Origin of the sequence: Cellvibrio sp. PSBB023 (assembly GCF_002007605.1) — a bacterium.
GTDB lineage: Bacteria > Pseudomonadota > Gammaproteobacteria > Pseudomonadales > Cellvibrionaceae > Cellvibrio.
In genome coordinates this window covers 3,607,826-3,629,089 of the sequence record NZ_CP019799.1, presented here as the reverse complement: position 1 = coordinate 3,629,089, position 21,264 = coordinate 3,607,826, and the positions used below count along the sequence as shown (strand labels likewise).

16 protein-coding genes are annotated in these 21,264 nt (G+C 50.7%); 4 read left to right on the top strand and 12 right to left on the bottom strand.

The genetic code is table 11. The annotated features are described in order from the left end of the window. Positions 1-42 precede the first annotated feature (42 nt). Positions 43-357, top strand: coding sequence for a glycosyltransferase family 2 protein (locus B0D95_RS20690; RefSeq protein WP_210403637.1), 315 nt, complete (start codon positions 43-45; stop codon positions 355-357). A gap of 20 nt (positions 358-377) precedes the next feature. Then, positions 378-923, top strand: a complete 546-nt coding sequence (locus tag B0D95_RS20685) for a glycosyltransferase family 2 protein (RefSeq protein WP_210403636.1) — start codon at positions 378-380, stop codon at positions 921-923. Positions 924-1,003: 80 nt separating this feature from the next. On the opposite strand, the gene B0D95_RS15635 is transcribed toward B0D95_RS20685, so the two are convergent. Together B0D95_RS15635 and B0D95_RS15630 are read right to left on the bottom strand one after the other, a co-directional pair. Further along, positions 1,004-3,421 (bottom strand): acyl-CoA dehydrogenase, encoded by a 2,418-nt coding sequence (locus tag B0D95_RS15635; protein WP_244904596.1) that lies wholly within the window; start codon positions 3,419-3,421, stop codon positions 1,004-1,006. Between the two features lie 156 nt (positions 3,422-3,577). Further along, complete coding sequence (locus B0D95_RS15630) at positions 3,578-4,591, bottom strand: GTP-binding protein (RefSeq protein WP_078044765.1); 1,014 nt, start codon at positions 4,589-4,591, stop codon at positions 3,578-3,580. A gap of 242 nt (positions 4,592-4,833) precedes the next feature. Between B0D95_RS15630 and B0D95_RS15625 the strand changes: the two genes are divergently transcribed. Both B0D95_RS15625 and B0D95_RS15620 read left to right on the top strand, forming a co-directional pair. Beyond that, a complete protein-coding gene (locus tag B0D95_RS15625) occupies positions 4,834-5,448 on the top strand; it encodes a PEP-CTERM sorting domain-containing protein (protein ID WP_078044764.1) in 615 nt (204 codons plus the stop codon). Between the two features lie 492 nt (positions 5,449-5,940). Next, positions 5,941-8,880, top strand: a complete 2,940-nt coding sequence (locus B0D95_RS15620; protein WP_078044763.1) for a TonB-dependent receptor — start codon at positions 5,941-5,943, stop codon at positions 8,878-8,880. A 92-nt stretch (positions 8,881-8,972) separates the two neighbouring features. On the opposite strand, the gene B0D95_RS15615 is transcribed toward B0D95_RS15620, so the two are convergent. From B0D95_RS15615 to B0D95_RS15575, 10 genes are all read right to left on the bottom strand, one after another. Beyond that, positions 8,973-10,028: a tryptophan 7-halogenase gene (locus tag B0D95_RS15615; RefSeq protein ID WP_256386872.1), complete on the bottom strand. Its 1,056-nt coding sequence runs from the start codon at positions 10,026-10,028 to the stop codon at positions 8,973-8,975. Continuing rightward, complete coding sequence (locus B0D95_RS21015; protein ID WP_256386831.1) at positions 9,932-10,477, bottom strand: tryptophan 7-halogenase; 546 nt, start codon at positions 10,475-10,477, stop codon at positions 9,932-9,934. The genes B0D95_RS15615 and B0D95_RS21015 overlap by 97 nt, the downstream gene beginning before the upstream one ends. Before the next feature lie 174 nt (positions 10,478-10,651). Next, positions 10,652-13,138, bottom strand: a complete 2,487-nt coding sequence (locus B0D95_RS15610; protein ID WP_078044762.1) for a glycoside hydrolase family 9 protein — start codon at positions 13,136-13,138, stop codon at positions 10,652-10,654. A gap of 173 nt (positions 13,139-13,311) precedes the next feature. Continuing rightward, the gene (locus tag B0D95_RS15605; protein WP_246841625.1) at positions 13,312-13,707 is read right to left on the bottom strand and encodes a group 1 truncated hemoglobin; all 396 of its coding nucleotides are present in this window, start codon (positions 13,705-13,707) and stop codon (positions 13,312-13,314) included. A gap of 41 nt (positions 13,708-13,748) precedes the next feature. Then, on the bottom strand, positions 13,749-14,651 hold the full coding sequence (locus tag B0D95_RS15600) for a DUF3034 family protein (protein WP_078044760.1): 903 nt from the start codon (positions 14,649-14,651) through the stop codon (positions 13,749-13,751). Further along, the gene (locus B0D95_RS15595) at positions 14,648-16,975 is read right to left on the bottom strand and encodes an EAL domain-containing protein (protein WP_078044759.1); all 2,328 of its coding nucleotides are present in this window, start codon (positions 16,973-16,975) and stop codon (positions 14,648-14,650) included. Before B0D95_RS15595 ends, B0D95_RS15600 begins: the two co-directional genes overlap by 4 nt. 12 nt (positions 16,976-16,987) lie before the next feature. Further along, positions 16,988-17,638: a methylamine utilization protein gene (locus tag B0D95_RS15590; RefSeq protein WP_149867928.1), complete on the bottom strand. Its 651-nt coding sequence runs from the start codon at positions 17,636-17,638 to the stop codon at positions 16,988-16,990. Then, positions 17,635-19,368, bottom strand: coding sequence for a GGDEF domain-containing protein (locus B0D95_RS15585; protein WP_078045789.1), 1,734 nt, complete (start codon positions 19,366-19,368; stop codon positions 17,635-17,637). Before B0D95_RS15585 ends, B0D95_RS15590 begins: the two co-directional genes overlap by 4 nt. Positions 19,369-19,521: 153 nt before the next feature. Continuing rightward, entirely contained in the window at positions 19,522-20,172 is a 651-nt protein-coding gene (locus B0D95_RS15580) for a thiol:disulfide interchange protein DsbA/DsbL (protein ID WP_078044758.1), read from the bottom strand. A 189-nt stretch (positions 20,173-20,361) separates the two neighbouring features. Further along, a complete protein-coding gene (locus B0D95_RS15575) occupies positions 20,362-21,045 on the bottom strand; it encodes a c-type cytochrome (RefSeq protein WP_078044757.1) in 684 nt (227 codons plus the stop codon). Positions 21,046-21,264 lie beyond the last annotated feature (219 nt).

The following is a 21,264-nucleotide window of genomic DNA, read 5'->3' as shown; positions in this document are numbered from 1 at the left end:
TTACACCGCTTCAAGCTACTACTCACCAAGGTTTCTGTGTCTATGTCTTTACCCATTTCCGTAATCATCGTTAATTATAATGCCGGCCCAGGGTTACTCGACTGTATTCGTTCGGTCATTGATGATGTACGGGAAGTGTTGGTAGTCGACAATCAGTCCCAAGATGATAGCCTTGCAAAACTTGAAAACACCTTCCCCCAAGATAGCCGCCTGACAATCATTCGCAACACGCAAAACCTGGGATTCGCTGCCGCCTGTAACATAGGCGCTACTCATGCACAGCCAGGTTACTGGCTATTTCTCAACCCTGACTGCCTTTGCCCCCCGGTAGCCTGGAGACACTTTATCAAACCTTGAAAATTAACACGCAAGCAGGTATGGCAGGCGGACTACTGCTTAATACCGACGGCACGGAGCAGGCAGGCGGCAGGCGGCTTACCCCCACACCGGGCCGTACACTGGTCAGTGCTTTTGGCCTACAGCGTTTTGCCCGCCGCTGGCCGCATTTGTTGGTGGACTTTAACCTTCACCTGCAGCCACTACCCGACCATGCGATTCGCGTTGAGGCAATATCGGGGGCTTATATGCTGGTCAAGCCAGAGGCAGTGAAAGCTGTCGGCCTTTGGGATGATGAATACTTTTTACACTGTGAGGATTTGGACTGGTGCATACGCTTTATTCGCGCAGGCTGGGATATTTTATTTGTTCCCAATGCGCCAATAACCCATGCGCAGGGTGCATGCAGTAGCAGCAGACCGCTGTTTGTGGAGTGGCACAAACATAAAGGCATGACTAGGTTTTATCGCAAATTTTTCCTCCATAATTACCCCGCCCCGCTGTTGTGGCTGATAATACTGGCCATCTGGAGCAGGTTTCTGCTGTTATCAGGAACAATAACATTAAAACGCACCCTGAAACCTTAACCCAAACGGTACAGAACTAGAGCCAGACAATAAAAAACCCGCCGTAGCGGGTTTTTTATTGGATCAAAATCAAAGTGCACTTACAGTTTGTCGAAAGAGTCAGTAATCAGGCAATCGAAGCGGCGGGCATCGTAGTCCACTATGCGTGAGACATCTTGCGGTTGGATGATGTTTTTCGCCGCGGCATCTTTCGCCTGTTCTTCGGTAGTTGCACCACTGATCTTGCCGCTGTTTTTGGCCTTGAGGAAGGCGTGCCACACGGGGCCGAGGGACAGGAGCATCTGGTAGGTGCTCTCTACGCGCCCGAACGCATCTTCCGGGTCGTGGCTGACATAGAGGTACTGTGCAAGCATAGTGCGCACGGGGTTTTCCTCCATAATCAAGTCACCCAACTCGCGAATCAAGTGATCGTTTGGCTTCTTGACGATGCTGCCCCATGGCATAGCGACAAAACGGATCACGCAGGCGAGAGACCTCATCGGGAAGTTGTCAGCAAAGTCGCGCAGGGCTTCTTGGGCGATATAGAGCGCGCGAGTCAGGGCATATTCTGCATGGGCATCTTCGGCACGGGTGCGCGGGTGCGCGGAGTGGAATTTCAAAATGGCACAGGCGATAAACAACTGGCTGTGCACATCACCCAACCGCGCCGACAGCAGTTCGCGTCGCTTGAGGTTGCCACCCAAAACGCCCAAGGCAATATCCGACATGGACGCCAACGCGGCACTGAGCAGGTTAATGCGTTGATACCAGCGCTTGCTGAAGTCATCGGCGTTGGCAGGCAGGCTACTGAAGCGACCGCCCACCAAGCCCAGCAGCTTGGTGCGCAGCATATTATTGGCGATATGGCCAAGGTGCGCAGTGAACAGCTTGTCGAACTTTTTCAAGCCTTCCGCCGGATTTTCAAGCTGCATGGCTTGCATCTCTTCAAATAGGAAGGGATGGCAACGCATGGCACCCTGACCAAAAATCATCAGCGAGCGGGTAAGAATATTGGCGCCTTCCACGGTGATAGCCACCGGTACCGAATGGTAGGAGGCCACTAAAAAGTTGCGCGGGCCTTTTTGAATGGCGCGGCCACCCACAACGTCCATGGAATGCTCAACCGATTTACGCATCAACTCGGTGGCGTGGTATTTGGCCATGGCGGTCATCACCGAGGGCGCACCGGTTTCCAAGCCTTTGGTGACAAATTGACGCATGGCTTCCAAGGTATAGCCGGTCGCGGCGATTTCAGCAGTCGCCTCTTGCACCCCCTCAAATTTGCCCACTTCGGTATTAAATTGGCGACGAATACGTGCATAGGCGCCGACCATGCGATAGTTCATCTCGCTGCTGGCGGTGGAGAGTGCTGGTAGCGACACACCGCGACCGGCGCCGAGACATTCGATCAACATGCGCCAGCCCTTACCGGCCATGGCGGCGCCGCCGATAATCCAATCGACCGGGATAAAGACATCTGTACCGTAGATGGGACCGTTCATAAAGGGCGAGCCGGGGTTGTGGCGCTTGCCAATCTCTACACCCGGGTGATTGGCGGGAATCAGTGCACAGGTGATGCCGTAGTCGGTTTTGTTGGGATCTCCGAGCAGCCCTTCAGGGTCATAAACCTTGAATGCCAAGCCAACCACGGTTGCCACGGGCGCAAGGGTGATCCAGCGCTTACTGAAGGTGAGCTTGAGGCCAACGACTTCCTGCCCTTCAAACATGCCTTTGCAGACGATACCGGTATCGGGGATGGAGCCCGCATCCGAGCCCGCCTCTGGGCCAGTCAAACCAAAACAGGGGATTTCAGTGCCATTGGCCAAGCCGGGCAGCCACCGCTGGCGCTGCTCTTCGGTGCCGTATTTAACCAACAGTTCGCCAGGGCCGAGAGAGTTAGGCACCATGGCAGTAACTGCAGCGGTACCGGAGCGGCTGGCGATTTTGCTCATGATGCGGCTTTGCGCATAGGGGCTGAAATCGCGCCCGCCGTATTCTTTGGGGATGATCAGGCCAAAGAAGTTTTTATCTTTGAGGAATTGCCAAGCCTCTGGTGGCAGATCTTTCAGGTCATTCTGGATTTTCCATTCATCCAGCAGCGCGCACAGTTGGCTGACCTCATTATCGATAAATGACTGCTCTTCTGCCGTGAGTTGCGGCAGGCTAATACCGGCAAATTCATTCCAGTCCGGGCGGCCGCTAAACAGCTGTTTCTCCCACCAGGTAGTACCCGCTTCAAGTGCATCGCGCTCCGTGGCGCTGATGGGCGGCATGGTTTTTTTCAGCATGCCAAATACCGGTTTGGTCAGCACCGCACGGCGCACGGCGCCCACATTCAAGACCACTAAAATCACTGCCAGGGGCACAACCAACCAGGGCGAGAGCATGGCCGGTGTGATAGCACCGAGCACTAGCCAGGCAATAATCACAATCGATGACGCCGCCGCCAAAGCCACCTGGCGGTAAGTCAGTATGGCGACCAATATCCATATCGCGAGAAGTGAAAGCAGTAACATCATTTTGTTAACCTCTGATCCGTCGATCTACGTTGGTTTTATGACTATTTTGATTTTATTCGTGGTATTGCGGCGCGAACCCTACCATTAACCTTAGCCCATTACCGTTAAGTTGGTGATATTTCCGTTGGCCGCCACAGGTGTCGAGAATTTTTCCACTCAGGATTCCCCTCGACGCCACTGCAATAATTGCTGCTCCAGCTCATCGGCGGCGAGCGGTTGATCGTTGATCAATTCAATACGACTGTCGAGCAGATCCAGCTCAGCATCTACCGCCAGCGGCTTCACGCTCAGCACCGCCTGCTCGGCGTTGAACATATAAATACCCTGGTCAGTATTCATCACTGCTTTGGCGCGTACCAGATCCAGACCTGTCATCCAGCCAAAGAGTTGATTAAAGTCAAACTGGATCTGCGGCTGAAACATCCAGCCGCAGGAGTAATAGCCCTGCCCCTGGTTTTCGCGGCGCAGGAACGCCTTGTCGTCTGGCAGTTTGATCGCGGCGTTATAGAGCTCGCGTTGGGGGCTCAAGCGATTTTGTTTGGCGGCAGCATGGTGTTGCGGATGCGCAAGTTGATGAGGCTGGCGCGGATAATCCAGCCACGCCAGCGCCAGCGCGCCTTGCTCCACGGCAAAGGCCGCTTGTTTGGGCGGGTTAAAACTAGCGACAAGATCGTCGAAATTGGCGCGATCCAGCGGCGAACAGAGATCGATCTTGTTGGCAACCAGCACATCGGCCACGGCGAGTTGGTCGTTGAAAGTCGCATTACCGGTGTAACGCGTATCGCTCAGCTTGCGCGGGTCAACCAGCGTCAGGGTGGCGCGCAAATCCAAGACCGAATCGTAGTACTCGCCGGTAAGGGTGTTAATGATTTCCTCCGGGTGACCCAGGCCGGTAGGCTCGATCAGGATGCGATCCGGCTTGGTGCGGGCAATCAGCATATTCAGCGCCATTTTCATCGGCAGCCCGGCGACGCAGCAAATACAGCCGCCCGGCACTTCCCGTATATGGGCATTGGTCTCTTTAAGCAGCGCGCCATCAATACCGATTTCACCAAACTCGTTCACCAGTACCGACCAGACCTCGCCCTCCGGTTTGGCGCCAAGTAATTGTTTGATAGCGGTAGTTTTCCCCACCCCTAAAAAACCGGTGATGATGTTGGTTGGAATCATGGTGTTTCCTTAAAAACAAAGCACTGGACGCGTGCAAAAAGCAGAAAAAATAAATACTTGTGTCGATAAAATTTACAATAAACAAAAAGTGAAAATAAAAACTTATTTAATATCAATAACTTGCTATGTGGCGCATAAATTGCTTTTTCAGCCGCTTCACACAACATGTGATGATTCACACCTTACAGGATGCGGCGACCATAGTAACGCTCGCACACCCAACAGACCCCCGGGAAAAAACAATGAGAAGCATCTCTGCATTACTGTTATCGCTCTGCCTGTTTGCTGGCACAACCTCTGCCGCCACCATTACTTACACAGAAAATTTTAACGATGACTTCCCCGCTTGGGAAAGCAATTGGCTGGGCCTGAACTCGAACTTACACAATTATTACGAACTTCACCCCATTTTTCGTGACAACAGCCTGCGCGGAGACAACCTGGATGGCCTTTGGTTAGCCGATGAAAACTTTGCAGATACAGAAGCCCATATCCGTTTTAATGATGATTTTGGCCGCAGCATTATCAACTTCTCCATCGATATCACCACTTGGGATACCAACCTGTTCTTTAAGGCATACGACATGGATAACAACCTGATTCATTCGGTGTGGATCAGCTCGTTTGAAGGTGCGTATGACTATCCTGGTAACTACCAAACCATCAGTTTTGATAGCACCAACGGCCTGCGCGGATTCTCAATTGTCGGTGGCGTCGCCGAAGGCAATACCAGCCTCGACAACGTGATTGCGGTAATTGCGCAAAAAACTACCGCTGTTAGCGAGTCCTCCTCACTGTTGCTGATGATGTTTGGCGCGCTGGCCCTGGTTGCCGGTCGCCGTCGCCAGATTCGCTAATAGCCTCGCTACACACCGGGGCTGCCCAGCCCCGGTTCTCTCCGCTAATGCCACCCGCATCAAACTCTCCACCACCTACCCCTTTTCGCAGCATTCCCAGCCATTACTGCTACTCACAACCCTATTGGCTTACTCATCATGCGTAACGAAATGTAATCGGTTGCAAAAAATTGTATGTATGACATTGGTCATATCCGGCGCCCTATTTTTCAAATCTCCGCTCAAAAAATCTATTTAATGGCTTATTTTTCATATAGATAGACAAAAGCTAACTCACTTTTCAGGTTTTCACCTGTGAACTTTTTCATTTTTTACACATTTTTTTACGCATAAAAGATTTGAAAATGTAAACGATTACAAATAGGATTCCGCCCTCTTGAGCGTGGGACGGTCAGTGCACATCACAAGCCCCACCCGGCCGAGCGCCCGCAGCCAAACACATTTGCTGGCGATAAACGACATAACAATTCAGAAACTAGAGGACCTACACGCATGAAAAGTTCTGCAAGTTTTAACCGTAAATTACTCTCTACCCTGATTGCCGCCAGCCTCACCACCGGTGTTTATGCACAAGACCAAGGTTTGGAAGAAGTGGTTGTTACGGGTATTCGCGCCTCCTTGACCAACTCGGTCAATGTGAAACGCACCTCCGGCTCGGTCGTGGATGCCATCAGCGCTGAAGATATCGGCAAGCTGCCAGACACCACTATCGCCGACTCTCTGCAACGTATCCCCGGTATCCAAATCCGCCGCAGCGCGGGTGAAGGCGCCCAAGTAAACGTGCGCGGTATGCCGCAAGTCAGCACCCTCTTGAACGGCGAACAATTTTTGAGCGCAGGCTCAATCACCACCAGCCAACCAGAATTAACCGATATCCCTGCCGAATTGTTGTCGCGCGTGGATGTAATGAAATCGTCTGAAGCCAAAACCCTGGCTGCCGGTGTTGCCGGTACTATCGACCTGAAAACCCGCCGTCCATTTGATATGGAACAGGGCTGGACCTTTGCCGGTTCTGCTGAGGGTTCACAAGGCAGCTACACCGATGATGAAACCGGCCATAAAGTGGCTGGCTTTGCCGGTTTTAACAATGGCGATAACTTCGGTGCCATTGTGACCGTGACCAACTCTAAAGCCACTATGGCCAACTACCGCTATGGTATGTACAGCGAAGGCTGGTACCGCGGCTACAACGAGAGTACCGCTGCTGGTGAATGGCCGGGTTACGGCACACCAACCGACCTGACCAACGATGGCGACACCAACGATGTGCTCTTCGGCACCATCGACTATGGCGCAACCAACAAAACCACTGAGCGTGAGCGTACCGGTATTTCCGGTAGCGTGCAGTTCCAAGCCACCGATAGCATTGAGTTATTGGCCGATGTGTTCTACACCAAGATGGATCAAGGCGACTATGTTAACGGCCTGATCGCCGACAACGCCTGGAGTTCATACGATTGGATTTCTGCCAACCCAGACGCAACTTTAGTTAATCGCGGCAAAGCAGTTGGCGGTAATGGCAAAGATTTCTACACCACGTCTATCACCGATTTGGATGCGGTGCGTGTACTCGCCAAAAGCGAAACCCAAATGTCCGAGCGCGAATCGCTCAACTTCAATTTGCAAGCCAACCTTGAGCTAACCGACAAGCTGAGCGGTTCGGTGCGCTACATTCACGGCAATGCAACCAACGACGCTACCCGTAACTTTGCCGATGCCTTCATCACCAGCGGTGCGCAACACGGCCTGAGCACCAATGTCGGCGGCGTAAAAGCACCGGTTAACCCAGGTGGCTATGGCCCGGATCGAGTACCTGTTGTCGCTGACTTCTCAGGCAAACACCCAAGCTTTGCCTACCCTGAAGGTTTCGGTCAGGACATCAACGGCTACGGTTTGGTATCCAGCTTTGCCGACCAAAACCGCGATGAAGAATCCACTCTGGATGTATTCCGTATCGACGGAACCTATGACTTCCAGGACGGTGTGAAGCTGGACTTCGGTTACCGTTTTGCGGATCGTGAAGTTGTTCGTGACCAGTACGATTACGTCGCGCCATTCGTGGTGAAAGATGCCAACGGCAATGACGTGACCGTCTACTCCAAATGGAGAGACTCAGGTCTTGAAGGCGTGAAAGGCGGCGAAACTATCGCACAAACCTTCTCTTTCACTGATCTGCAAGATATGGGCTTGATTACTTCTATCAGCGATTTCGGCCCAGCGAGCGATGGCAATAGTTACTACTTTATCGACACTAACGCGATGAAGAACAACCTCGCCTTCCAGGAAAAACTGTACCCGGGCAACGTCCGCGTAAAAGATGGTGCTGAAAGCTACATCGTTGAAGACAAAACCCAAACCTTCTATGTTCAAGCATCCTTTGAAGGCGAAGCTGGCTTGCCATACCAGGCAAACGTTGGCTTGCAGTACATCGAAACTGACCTGTCTATCACCAAGTACGAGCGTGACTTCACCTACACGACCGTGGTTGATGGTGTCACCTACCCAACTCTCGACGGTACTCCACGCACCATTACCGGCACCGATGTGATTGAGCGCGGCTTCAATGACTTCCTGCCACGTATGAACATCGCGTTTGATACCTCGGATAACACCAAACTGCGCTTGGCCTACACCAAGACCATGCAGCAAATGGATGCCAACCTCTTGGGTCGCGGCCGTATTTTCACCACCAACTACGACTCAACCAACAATGTGTTCAAATCCGTAAGTGCGTCTGAATACGGCAACCCTTACATGAACCCATGGCGTTCAGAAAACTATGACGCATCCTTCGAGTGGTACTTCTCCGATAGCGGCATGGTCAGCGTTGGCGCCTTCCGTGTAGATCTGGAAACCGGTATCGCCACCAGAGGCACCAAAATCGATCCCGTACCTGACTCGGATGGCGTGCTGCGCAATACCAACCAGATCGATCTGACCGTGACCGAGAACACCGAAGGTAACGTGATGAAAGGTTGGGAAGTGGCTTATCAACAAGGCTTCGATTTCCTGCCGGGTGCATGGAGTGGCTTGGGTACTACCCTGAACTACACCTACACCACCGGTGAAGGCAGCCAAAAAGACTTCTACGGCAAAACCATGCCCGTACAAGACAACTCCAAGAATCAGGTTAACGCCGTATTGTGGTATGAGTACGACCAGTGGCAAGCACGTATTGCCTACAACTACCGCAGCGAACGTTTCATGAACCGTCAGTGGATTGATGGCAACCCATCAGCCATGTGGTCAGCACCGACCGCCTATGTTGATGCCTCAGTAAGCTACGACATTAACGACAACGTTACTGTTTACTTGCAAGGCACCAACCTGACCGAAGAGTATGAAGAGTCTTATATGCAATGGACCGACGTTGTTGTCGACCAAAACATTTACGAAGCTCGCTATACCCTGGGTGTTCGCGCCAAGTTCTAAGTGAGTGGGAGCCTGGCTCCCACAGTAATCACCTTGAACCTAAAAAAGCTCTGCCTGGTGCAGAGCTTTTTTATGGGTCAGCAAAAGCCTTATCACTCCGATGATTGCCAGCGCGCCAACTGCGCGCGATGGTCGCTGAAATTCAATGCACAGCGACGCAAAAATTCATCCACGGCATTGATATCAATACAAGCCTCTTCGGCAGTGGCTGTGCGCAATTGTTCACCCTTGGGCACAATGCCCATGCCCGTGAAAATGCTGTACCAGGAGGGCGCCGGATAATAACTGCCAATCTGCAGCCGATTAATTTCCGCCGCCAGATCCTTGCCTTCAAACCAACTGCGATACAAGGCCAACATCACCGGCGACACATCCTGCTGATTCGCCGTGTTCGCACGCCAGTATTCCGTATCGCGCCGCGAACTGGTTTTGTAATGCGTGACAATATAATCGCGCACACCATCAAAGTGATTATTGATGAGCTGGTTGAATTCGTCCCGCAAGCGATGGGTAAACTCGCCCCGTGTAAAATACTCAGCAAACACGGCTACCGTTTGTTGCACCAAAAACAAGGCCGTCGCCTCCAGCGGCTCAATAAACCCTTGGGATAAACCCACCGCCAAACAATTGCCTGCCCAATGCTGCTCCACGCGGCCAATTTTCATCCGCAAATGACGTACCGGCACATCGGCATCCAACAAGCCTAAATGCGCACGCAATTCATATTCCGCTTGATCGGCCGAACAAAATGCCGAGCTATAAACATAACCATTGCCGTAGCGATTGGTGAGCGGAATCTTCCACGCCCAACCGCAGGACATAGCGGTTGCCAGCGTCTGCGAGGGAATTTTTTCATCAATTGCCGATGGCAAAGCCACCGCTGCATCGTTCAACAAATTATTGGCATAACTGATAAAGGGAACTGCCAAGGTTTTTTGTAACAACAGGCTGGAAAAGCCGGTGCAATCGACAAAAAAATCCGCAGCGATATGTTTGTCGCCCGCCAATTGCACGCTGGCAATATCACCATGTTCATGCTGCTTCACCGCCACTACATGGCCAAGCTCGTGCACCACACCCAAGGCCAGCGCTTTCTTGCGTAAAAATTGCCCGAGCAAGGTGGAATCAAAATGGTAGCCATAGTGCACATCAAACGGGAAATGCTCGGGGCAACGGGGGCGAGGCACTGCTGCGCCAGGCGTGACGCAATAAAAAAACGATCCGGTTGGGCATAGACATTGGCACCGCGCAACCGCGCTTGCGCATTGTGCATAAACATCGGCAAGGTCTGTCGATCCAACGCCGCAGAAAACGGATGGAAGTAGGATTCAAACCCGGCGTGCGTGGACCAACCATCAAAACGAATCCCGCATTTATAGGTTGCGTTACAGGCAGGCATCCACTCCTGCTCAGCGATATTCAAACGATCAAAAAATAATTTCAGCGCAGGCGTTGAACCCTCACCCACACCGATAATGCCAACCTCAGGCGACTCCACCAAACAGATACTGACACCTTGCCGGCTCCACTCGCGCGCCATAATTAACGCGCTCATCCAACCGGCTGTACCGCCGCCTACAATCACAATTTTTTTCATAGCAACTCTTCAGCATTTTATGGTTGAGTCAGCTCAACTCTGGAAGAAAATGCCCGCTGTGTGAGCGCATTATAAAGTGATTCTTCTCTAAACATAAAACCCCCGGCGAATGGCCGGGGGTTGATGAACAACACAAAAAACGTCGTTACAATAAATACAGAATGCAACAGCACATTATTTCGGTGCGCTGTTTAACTGATCCACCGCCAATGCCAGAAACATATAATTAGCCTCACCACCGCCCATCACATATTCCGTTTGCTGCCAGAAAAATGGCCAGATTTTTAATTCCGGTAAATCCGGGCGAATCAGCGCCGTACCGGAAATAACACCACCGGGAATGTAAGACCAGTCAGCGCGGTTTACACCATAGGCAACAGTGGCTGAATTGGCACCCACGCCTGAGGCAAAACTTTGGGTGTTATTTCCGGGGTGCACACCCAATACAAAATTCAGCGCATTGACATAAGAATCCGTACCGGCAAATTGCGGCCAGGCTTTATGGAAGAAATATTGCTTAACACCAAAATCCTGCACGCTCCACCCGGCGCCCCAAATATTCGGTTTGTAAGGTACACCATAAGGTGATTCCGTTTTGGCGCGCTCGCGCACTTGTTGTTGATAGCTATCCACCGCCGCATTCACAGCAGCAACAAACTGTTTATGTTTGATTGATGGCATCACGCGACCAATTGCCCAGCCGGTTTTATCAATCTCGGCCACTACCTGCGTTTGCAACCCAATCAGCTCTTGGCGATAGGCATCATTGTCCGTTGCCAGAATTAATTCCGCTAAAGCAAAAATGCGAACATCCTGCTTGGTGGTTTTGGGCGCGGCAATTTTATAAAGGTTTTGTGCTGCATCCAGCGCGTCTTTTGCCATTTGTGGATTGTAGGTTTTCAACACGCGAGCAGCGGCGGCCAAACCGGCAGCGGCATCTAATTCGCGCTCGGGGTTATCTTCAGTAAATACCCAGCGATCGTCGGGCGTACCGGATTTGCCATTTTTTACTTCACCCTCTTTCAGCGATGGGTCGTAAGGCAAATTATCAGTTTGCACCATGGCGTCGCCGAGCAATACGTACTGGCGAATAGTCGGTTCGATAATACCGCGATACAAACGCCCCATGGATTTATAACCACCCAGCACACTCAGTAAGCCGTGTTCAATTTGTTGCAGCGCATCGTTTTTGCCATCCGCCACGTGAATCTCAACCAGTTTTTTCTCCTGATCAATTAAGGTCGCATCGTGATCCAAACCAAATTCTTCCACCATCATGGCAAGCAGCCATACAGTGCCCATTTGCGATTCCACACGCAAATCGTAATCGCCAGCGTCGTGCCAACCACCGGCATCCAAACCGGGCACGCGTTCACCGGGTTTAAATGACGTGCGGGTGCTGCCATCCGAAATATAACCATCAATATGATTAAAATTGAGCGGCATCATAATCGCATCATCCTGATGATCTATGCCGTGCCACACACGATACTTTTCGTTCACACGCATATGGCACATTTGCACCGGCAAAAAATATTCGAGCGTCGGCTGCCAGGCATGACGCGAAAAAACATCATCGCCGATTTTAAATGCGTGGGAGGTTTTATCGCGATAACTGATTTGATACATTCCCGGTTCGGTAATACTGGAGAAATCGTAAGTCATGTATTGATAGCGCAGGAAATTGCCCCAGGGCTCCACGTTGGCTTTTTTCACCAGGGTTTTACCGGATTCGCTTAACTTGAAGATTTTTATTTCCGAGGCTTTGGTATCGCGCTTGTCTTGTTCGATCACCACTTTTTTAGGCTGCTGCGCGCCGTAGCCCAATTGCGATACTTGGATCACTGGTTCGTAAACCCAATTTTTTATCACATGGGGCGTAACAACCCATTCCAATGCCGCCGTTGTTTTATCGGCGGGAACAACCCCGCGCACTATGTACCAACCATTATTGTGATTGGCGCGGCCATCCCACAATTCCAGTGCACCGGTTTTGCTTTCAATGGTCATGCGTTGTTTATCGGCATCGGGGGCGACAATTAATTTTTTACCGGTCGCGAGTGGCGCCGTTAAAAATTCACCATGCGGATTCACCAGCGGGCCATTGGGTTGCTGCGGGAAAATCCCCGCCTGCTCATCCAACAACCAGGATTTTCCAAAAAACTCGCCGGGAAATATCTCCATGTTAAAGCCCACTTTGCCTACCCATTCGGCGGGCAAGGGTTTTTCCAAATCGACCGTGATTTTAAATTGGTTTTTTTCCAAGGCTGTCACTTTGACATCGTAGGTAAATTTCAGGTCGGGATAAATAATCGGATTAAAACCTTTACGGTCTTTGCTCGGGTCGGGATACGACAAGGTTTGGGTGATGGTTTGTGTTTTTTTATCCACCACTTGCTTGCCACCAACTGGCACGGGCGACCACTGTCCCGGTGAAATTTCCAGACGCAAGTCACCATTGGCAGCAACCCGGCTGCCGTGTTGGATGACCGTCACACCTGTTTGGTGTCCATCGGGATAAATATCGCTAAACACAGTGACATTCAGCCCCTGCATTTCAAAATAGTCTTGCTCATTAATAGTCAGTTTGTTGGCGAAACTGCAGGGCGCAAATGCAATAGCAACGGCAAATATACTTGCCGCGAGGGATGTGTTCTTCATAGGTAAGCCCGTATTGTTATTTATGCAAATTATCAGGACTGGATGGAAGTGCGATGCCGAACCACACTTATAGTCAAGTCGCACAAAAGCATAAACCTATGTCGGCTCAGCAGAGAGAACAAATTTGTCGATATTGGTTAAATAGTGTTAATCGCTGGCGTGTGACATTTGTGTTAGCGATACACCACATCGTCATAGCTGGGCGCCAATTTAGCGAGCAGACGGTTCTGTGTGCTCACTGGAATAGCGCACTGCTCCATGGCTAAAATTAAATTATCCACCACCGCATTAAATTCCGTATTGGTAAAACCATAGCCCGAGTGAATTGTTTTCATATCATCACCCTTGTACTGACATGGCCCCTCGACTATCGCACACACATAAGTTACAAAACCCGTTTTGAATTTCTGCATATTCACACCTTTAAAACGGTGCTTCACTCGTTCATCCCGGGCAAAATTTAAAATCAGTTGATGGGTAATTTTATCGATGCCAGCCTGTTGCCCCAATGCCTCATACAGCGATGGCTCTTTAGCAGAATTCGCGCAGGCCGACAGTAATAGTGTCATGGACAGCACGCACCACCCCTTGAATAAACGCTGCCACATAATCAAAAACTCCCCTGCAATGACAAATACCAGCCGGTTTGATCTTTAAAGGTAGCGACCTCGCCTAAATCAACATAGGCCGCCACCAGCGCGATGCGCTTATTAGGAAACCAGCCGACAAATACTGTCTGCCAATCATCCTCTTTGATGAAGGATAAATTATTGGGTTTTTGCCGATATTCCGCGCCCACCAACCAATGGCGATTCAATAATAAACCCGTCGAGATTTCTGCAACCACATCGCGCTGGTTATTTTTATCGCCGCCAAACCCCACCAGTCCGGTTTGGTTGGCATTGGTATAACGCAGGTTGGCATTGAGCAACAGGTTGCGATCAAACACCGCGCCGAGTATTAACTTGGTTGCCGTAAGATTAATATCCGTACCGGAATCGTCTTTTGCTCCCACCGCAGCGGGCACTAGAAAATCCAGATTTTTTTTATGCTGGAGACCAATACTGATTTGCGGCATAGGCGTGTAAATTAAATCGCCCGCCACACGCAGCTTGGCAGAAATAATGCGCTGGCTGATGGAATCCGTCGGTAAACTCAAGGCCGCCGTCAACGATTCGTGCGTTAAGGTTTGTTGGGCAATAGACAACTCCACCCGATTACGCCAACTCCAACTGCCACCCACGACTTCCAATTGGTAATCGCCAGTATCCACATAACTGGCAAAGGCCACGGCCCCTTGTTCTTCCTGTGCACCATAACCAGCAAGCACAGCCATAGGCACTATACCGCCGCCCGCACTGCCCTCAATAGTAGAGGCGCCGCCCGTCGCCAATAACCGGCTGCGAGTTATTTTGTCGGATACCAATTCCGCCGCTGCCAGTGTTGGGGCAATCAGCAGCGAAGGCAGTAACAGCGCGCAAAACCGGGCACGCCCCCCGATTATTTTTTTCATCGTCCAAGCCCTATAAGATAGGTGTGTACCCAGCGGATAAATTCTGCTGCCGGTAATGGCTTACTGTATAAATAGCCTTGCGCAGTATCGCAACCATAATGTTTTAGCAGGGTCTTAATCGCTTCGGATTCAACGCCTTCTGCCGTTACACTCAAGCCGAGGGTATGCCCCAACTCAATAGTGGAGCGCACAATGAGTTGGTCGTCTTCACTGGAATCCAAATTCAAAATAAATGATTTATCAATTTTTAATTCAGAGACCGGCAATTTTTTCAATTGTGATAGCGATGAATAACCTGTCCCAAAATCATCAATCGACAAGGTCAAACCCAGATCGCGCAAGCGGCGCAAATTGTTCAGGCATTTATCTGCCTCGCGCATAATCGCGCTCTCGGTTATTTCCAGCACCAGATTTTCTGCCGGTACACGCTGTGACTGTAACAATTCGGCCACATAGGCTGGCAATTCATCCACCAGTAAATCCAATGCCGAGAGATTCACAGAGCAGGTAATTTTTATCTGCTCATCCAACAACTGACGCAAATGCGCTATGGCCGTTTTTAATGCCCAGCGCGTGAGAATAGTAATTTGCCCCGAGCTTTCAATTACCCCGATAAATTCATCCGGGCTGATAAAACCCAATTCGGGGTGATGCCAGCGCACCAGCGCTTCTGCACCCAGTGTATCGGGCTGCTCCAAATTGATTTTAGGCTGGTAATACAAACTGATATGGCCGGCATGCAAGGAGGTTTCAAATTCGCGGAATAAATGCAAGCGCCGCAGGTGTTTTTCATCCCACCCGGATTGATACCAGCAACTGCGCTGTTCGCTGTTGCGCCCATGGTTCAAGGCAAGATTGGCACGGCGCAACAGGGAATCGGCCGAATCAGCATCCTCCGGGTAGGCCGCTATACCGATATTCATCTCCACGCTCACCTGAATACCACTGACCTGCAAAGGTGTTTTAAACGCGGCGTGAATTAACTCAACCCATTCGTTAATCGCGGCTTTGTCCGGCGCCATTAAAATAGCCAGGAACTCATCACTCCCCAACCGCAATACTTCGCCGTAATTGAGCAGGCGATCAATTTTTTGCCCGACCTCGCGCAATACCGCATCACCAATTTCCTGACTCAGTTCATCGTTAATCTGGGTGAAGTTTTTAATATCAATCACCAACAAAAACACTGATTGCTGCAGCGGCTTTGAGCGCGAAATGGAATCTTCTAAACGGGGAAAAATTAATAGCCTATTGGGAAGCCCGGTGAGAGGATCGTGCTCCGATTGATACAGCACTTGCTGTTCGCGCTCGCCAATCGCTTTTTGCATAGTGATAAAAGCGCGCGCCAGGTCACCCAGTTCATCGGCAGAGTTCACCACAATGGGCGTTGAATAAAAACCACCGGCAATACGCCGGGCAATGGTGGCCAGCAGGGTAACCGGGCGCGTTACACTGCGCGCTAAAAATAATGCTGCAACCCCCGCCAACAGGGAAAATACCAAAGCCAAAATAAACAGCTGCACATTCAAATGTGAGAAATGCGATAGCGCATGGCTCAGTGGTACCTGCAATACCGCAATGAGCTGCTGGTTTTGGCGCGTGGCAGGTACGGCGAGGGAAATAAAATCGTCATAGATAAAAACATCGCCCAATTTTTCATTCAATGCCAATTGTGCAATCAAATTGTTCGGTTGTTCATCCTGCAATGTGCCGTTCAAGTAGTGAAATTCATTGTCCAAGTGACTGACAAAAGACACTTCAAGTCCGGTCAGCTTGCGCAACTCTGCACTGAAATCCTGTTTGATTTCAAACCCCATGCCTGCAAGCCCGATAACAACCGGCGCCTTTACCGCAAACATCACAAATTGATAAGCATGACCGTCGATAAAAATAATGTCGTAGGCCTGGCCGCGCACCTGTGCCTGGGCTTGCAAGCCGGCAAACTCGTTGTCCAACTGCAAGGCAAATTTTTCGTCGCTCGCCACCAGCTTGCCATCATTGCCTATCATCACACCGATATCGGCTTTGACCCGCGCCGAGTGATTCATCAGGGCCGAAGCAATGGTTTTTTCATCATTGGTCGCTACAGCATCTTTAAAACCAAAGTCTTCCGTAAGCACTTTTACCGAGAGGGCTAGTTGCTCAGCGTTTTTTTGCATAATCCGCGAAAACAATTCACCGCCCGCCAACAATTCCGCGCGCGCATTTTGTGTGACTGCTTTGTTGATGATGACTCGTGTCGCGAGGTAGGAAATGGTTTCCAGCGCAATAACCAGCCCAATTAAAAAAGTCAGTAATTTGAGCAGATAACTAAATTTTGGCATTGCGCATTCCCGTTAAAACAACGTGGAGAGTTCATCCGTTGGCGCATCGCCAGCGGAGTCACTTAACGGTTGTAACGTGATGGTTTGTTGCGATGGTGTGGCATCACTTAACTGCAAGCTAGACTCTGGATAATCGCCGCTCAACCGCGGGTGATACACCTGCAGTTTATAGTCACCGGCAGGTGCTGTGATGTGTAACTGGCCAGAGGCATTGCTCTTGGCAAAATAAGGCGTGTCCACAACATAAATATAAGCCACCATGGAGTCGTGGATATTACACCCCAAAACGACTGTGCCCGATTTATCAAACACCACAGGCTCCGCCGTCATGCCGTGATAGAGGCGCAATTCAAATTTTTTCGCTGGCGAGAAGGAATAGACGTGATGGCGCACATCATCGCTGTTGGGAAAACGCACCTGGGTATTGGTGCGAATCGCCAACACCTTGGGCACAAACATATTTTGCCGCTGATCCATAATCGCGGTGGGCAGCGAATTGTAATCCGGTTGCTGCGCTGGAATCAGCGCAACCACGGCGTCATCCAGCGGTGCGCCTTGGGCGTCCACAATGGTTGCATTCAACTGTGCCGCCGCAACCGCTTGTGACAACACATAAAAACCTGACGCAACAAGGTATTTTTTTACACCAAACCATGCGTTCATTCCGATGTCCCTTTGAGAAGTTCACAGCGATTGCGCCCGTTTGACTTGGCGCGGTAAAGCGCTTTATCGGCGCGTTCAAATGCACTGGCTAAATCATCACCCGTCACAAAGTCGGTCAAACCAATAGACAGGGTAATGGACATGGGTTGATTCTTGTAATTGAATGCCGCCTTGGCAATTGCTTCACGCACTTTTTCCAGTACGACTAATGCGGATTCCGCATCTGTCTCGGGCATAAAGGCGACAAATTCCTCACCGCCATAACGACAGAAAAAATCCACTTCGCGCAACCGTTTGGCAATGGAACGACCAATCACTTTAATCACCCTATCACCCGCTTGATGACCAAAGTTGTCGTTAATTTTTTTAAAATAATCGATATCAAAAATAGCGATAGTCAAAGGGCGCTGATAGCGTTGCCAGCGCAACACTTCGGCGGTGGCGCGCTCATTATAGGCTTCGCGGTTAGGTAATTCAGTGAGTGGGTCATGCAGTGCTTTGTAGCGATGTTTTTCTAAACTGGAATGATTTTTTTCCGCCTCGTCTTCCATCAATTTAACTTTTTCACTCAGGGTAGCCAACTGCTGAGCCAATTGATTCTGGGTCGCGTCATTGTGCTGGTATTGGTCAATCGCCTGACGAATATTGCCAATTTGGGATTTAACCCTGTCTTTGAGTTGATTAATGTCGGTGGCACTGTCAGTACTGGTTTCCAAATCGCTCATTTCACGCATTACATCGTCTTGCAATTTGCGCGATGCGGCGAGTTCCTGCTGATTATTTTTTACCGCGCCACCTAGCAGCGCATAAATTTCTGCCAGCTCCTGATTGACGTTTTTCAGGTAATTGGCAAATGCCTGATTGGCCGCCAGGTAAGCTTCCATCACCAAATCGCGCACCGCTTCCAGCGTTGGAATCAATGCCGTCTGCGCCAGCCCTTGATCGACTTTTTGCCGAATGGCCTCAACCTTTTCTTTAATCGCCACTTCGTTTTCAAGGCTGAATAAAAATTCATTGAGCACGCGGGCAATTTCAGCGGCGTATTCAGGGGCAAGGTCAGGCACCTGACTGCTGGCGCGCGGTTTGATATTCAGTGACTGCCGCGCCTCTTCCCGATGTGGTTCCAAGGCTGCACTCGCCGCTTCCAACACCGCCGCATCCTCGGACAGATCCTCGGGGGAATCTACCGCTGGCACTGAGCCAGGTACAGTTTTGGCACCGAGCAGACGGTCAAAGAAACCGGTTTTGGGCTGCTCGATTTCACTCAGCGCCTGCTGTTGAATCTCCGCCAGTTGCTGTAACAACGCCGGATAGAGACGCACTTTTTTACTGCGCTGGGGTAACTGGGCCAGATAATCGCCAAGCGCCTTGCGCACACCGCGCGACAATTTGAATTGCTGCAAGGGCTTGGTGATGTCCATCAGCGCCTGACGAACATCCTGGGTGCCCTGCTCGCGATGAGCCTCAAACCCCAACGCGGCACGCTCCAGTTGCACCAGCATATCGGCCATATCGACCGCACTCATATCGCCACGTAATTTTTCGCGCAGCGCTGCCAGGATTTTATCCAGAACATCATCCTGCCCATCGGCTGCAACGCTGACGCGAACCAGCGCGCTGCGCAAAATCGCCTGTTGTTCGGCAAACTTTTTTTCAAGCTGCTCCTGTTCATCAAGGGCATTGAGGTACTTTTCGCGCCAGTTGTTTTTATCGCTTGAGTTGACTGTCATAAAACCTATAGGGACCTGCTGGATCGAGGCATTGAAATGGGTGAAATTCAGTATAGTCACTGGTGGCTAAATCACATTTCCAGCGACATAAAAAAACAAAACCCGCGCAGCCCAAGGCTGCGCGGGTTGTGCGATAGAAAGGACTAATCCGGATTACTGGGCTGGCGCTTTGCCGGCACGCTCAGCACGAACCTTGGCGACCAGGAAATCAACCACTTTCAGCATCTCTGCATGGCCGCCGGCCAAGCGTGAACTGATGCGATATTTGCCATCCACAACCATTTCCGGGGTACCGGTAATTTTGTAGCTGCGCGCACGCGCCTCGGCTTGTTTGATCTGGCTGGTAACACCAAATGAATTGTAGGTGCTCAAAGCTTTTTCTTTATCCACGCCATAGGTAGTAAAGAAATCCGCCCATTGCTCCGCGCTATTGAGTTGCTTGCGCTCCAAATGCAGGGTGTTGAATACCGCCATATGGGTTTTTTCTTTCACTTTAAGGGCGACCGAGGTGTAGTAACCGCGGATCAATGGTTCCATTTGTGGGTTCCACATGGCGTGAGTCTGAGCCAGGTATACGTCTTGCGGCTGCTTTTTCTCCCAGGCCTGCAACATGGGCTCAAAATCAAAACAGTGTGGACAAGAGTAGGCAAACACCTCCGCCACTTCAATCTTGCTCGGGTCAGCCGTACGTACCACCTGCTCCAATGTAATGTAGTGCTGACCTTCTTTATAAGTATCGGCTGACTCCTGCGCACAGGCACTCAGCGAAAACACCAGCCCTAACAGGGCAACCAAAATACGCATAAACCACTCCTCAAACTGTCATTGTTGTTAATCTAATATCGCGCAAAAACCTGTGAGATTAGTCCTGTACTGCGCTGACTAGTTCCCAGCTTGGGCCGGATTCTGCGACTCGAGGTCCTATCTGTAAAGAGCAGATATAAAAAAGGCGACCAGAGTCGCCTTTTTTAACACATGTTAACGATTGTCCGATCAATGCAAACCGGCAATGTAGTTAGCCAATGCAACAATTTCTGCATCGCTCAACTGGGCAGCCACTGAACGCATTGTCATTTGATCGCCATCGTTAGTACGATCACCCGCGCGGAACGCACGCAATTGTTTCTCAATATATTCCGGGTGCTGTCCACTCAAACGCGGGAAGCCTGCAGCAACGTTGCCTTTACCATCGGGGGTATGACAACCGGTACACGCTGGCACACCAGTAGCGATATTACCTGCGCGATAGGTGCGTTGACCCAGCGCCAGTGCATCCACTTTCAAACCGGAGTTAACCTGAACTTCCAGCGGCTTGGAGCCGGACAGTTGCATAGTTTGTGCGGCAAAGTGAGCGGCGATATCCGCCAGATCCTGATCATTCAAATTGGCCAGCAAGCCCACCATTTCTGGCACTTTGCGGCCGGTAGTGGCTTTTTTGGCAGCGTCTTGTTCCAGATCCCACGCCTGAATGTCGTGCAACTGCTTAAGAAGATACTTCTCACCCAAACCAGCCAATTTCGGGAAGGTCCCAACCAGGCTATTGCCGTCGGCACCGTGACATGCGCCACACACAGCTGCCTTGGCCGCACCCGCAGTAGCATCACCAGCAGCCATAGCGCCCTGGGCGACAGCTACCAAACCCAGCGATAAAAGTGCATTTCGTACGATATGTTTCATTGGCTAATCCGATTTGATCGATGAATCTGATTGTTATGCGTGCGTCTTTGGTTGCAAGTATATACGCAAGAAATCCGGGTTAGGTTCGCTTAATGACAAGTCAACAAGCTACAATCTCACCCCTATTCCTCATGAATCCCACTTTTGGCGCGCACGGCGGCCCGTAAAAGCGCGGGCATTATATTACCAACGCGCTAATAACACACTATTTTGAAGGGT

Bases quoted from the DNA above. Each gene is read 5' to 3' on its own strand.
- B0D95_RS20690 (WP_210403637.1), top strand. From the start codon at position 43: ATGTCTTTACCCATTTCCGTAATCATCGTTAATTATAATGCCGGCCCA.
- B0D95_RS20685 (WP_210403636.1), top strand. From the start codon at position 378: ATGGCAGGCGGACTACTGCTTAATACCGACGGCACGGAGCAGGCAGGC.
- B0D95_RS15635 (WP_244904596.1), bottom strand. From the start codon at position 3,421: ATGATGTTACTGCTTTCACTTCTCGCGATATGGATATTGGTCGCCATA.
- B0D95_RS15630 (WP_078044765.1), bottom strand. From the start codon at position 4,591: ATGATTCCAACCAACATCATCACCGGTTTTTTAGGGGTGGGGAAAACT.
- B0D95_RS15625 (WP_078044764.1), top strand. From the start codon at position 4,834: ATGAGAAGCATCTCTGCATTACTGTTATCGCTCTGCCTGTTTGCTGGC.
- B0D95_RS15620 (WP_078044763.1), top strand. From the start codon at position 5,941: ATGAAAAGTTCTGCAAGTTTTAACCGTAAATTACTCTCTACCCTGATT.
- B0D95_RS21015 (WP_256386831.1), bottom strand. From the start codon at position 10,477: ATGAAAAAAATTGTGATTGTAGGCGGCGGTACAGCCGGTTGGATGAGC.
- B0D95_RS15610 (WP_078044762.1), bottom strand. From the start codon at position 13,138: ATGAAGAACACATCCCTCGCGGCAAGTATATTTGCCGTTGCTATTGCA.
- B0D95_RS15605 (WP_246841625.1), bottom strand. From the start codon at position 13,707: ATGACACTATTACTGTCGGCCTGCGCGAATTCTGCTAAAGAGCCATCG.
- B0D95_RS15600 (WP_078044760.1), bottom strand. From the start codon at position 14,651: ATGAAAAAAATAATCGGGGGGCGTGCCCGGTTTTGCGCGCTGTTACTG.
- B0D95_RS15595 (WP_078044759.1), bottom strand. From the start codon at position 16,975: ATGCCAAAATTTAGTTATCTGCTCAAATTACTGACTTTTTTAATTGGG.
- B0D95_RS15590 (WP_149867928.1), bottom strand. From the start codon at position 17,638: ATGAACGCATGGTTTGGTGTAAAAAAATACCTTGTTGCGTCAGGTTTT.
- B0D95_RS15585 (WP_078045789.1), bottom strand. From the start codon at position 19,368: ATGACAGTCAACTCAAGCGATAAAAACAACTGGCGCGAAAAGTACCTC.
- B0D95_RS15580 (WP_078044758.1), bottom strand. From the start codon at position 20,172: ATGCGTATTTTGGTTGCCCTGTTAGGGCTGGTGTTTTCGCTGAGTGCC.
- B0D95_RS15575 (WP_078044757.1), bottom strand. From the start codon at position 21,045: ATGAAACATATCGTACGAAATGCACTTTTATCGCTGGGTTTGGTAGCT.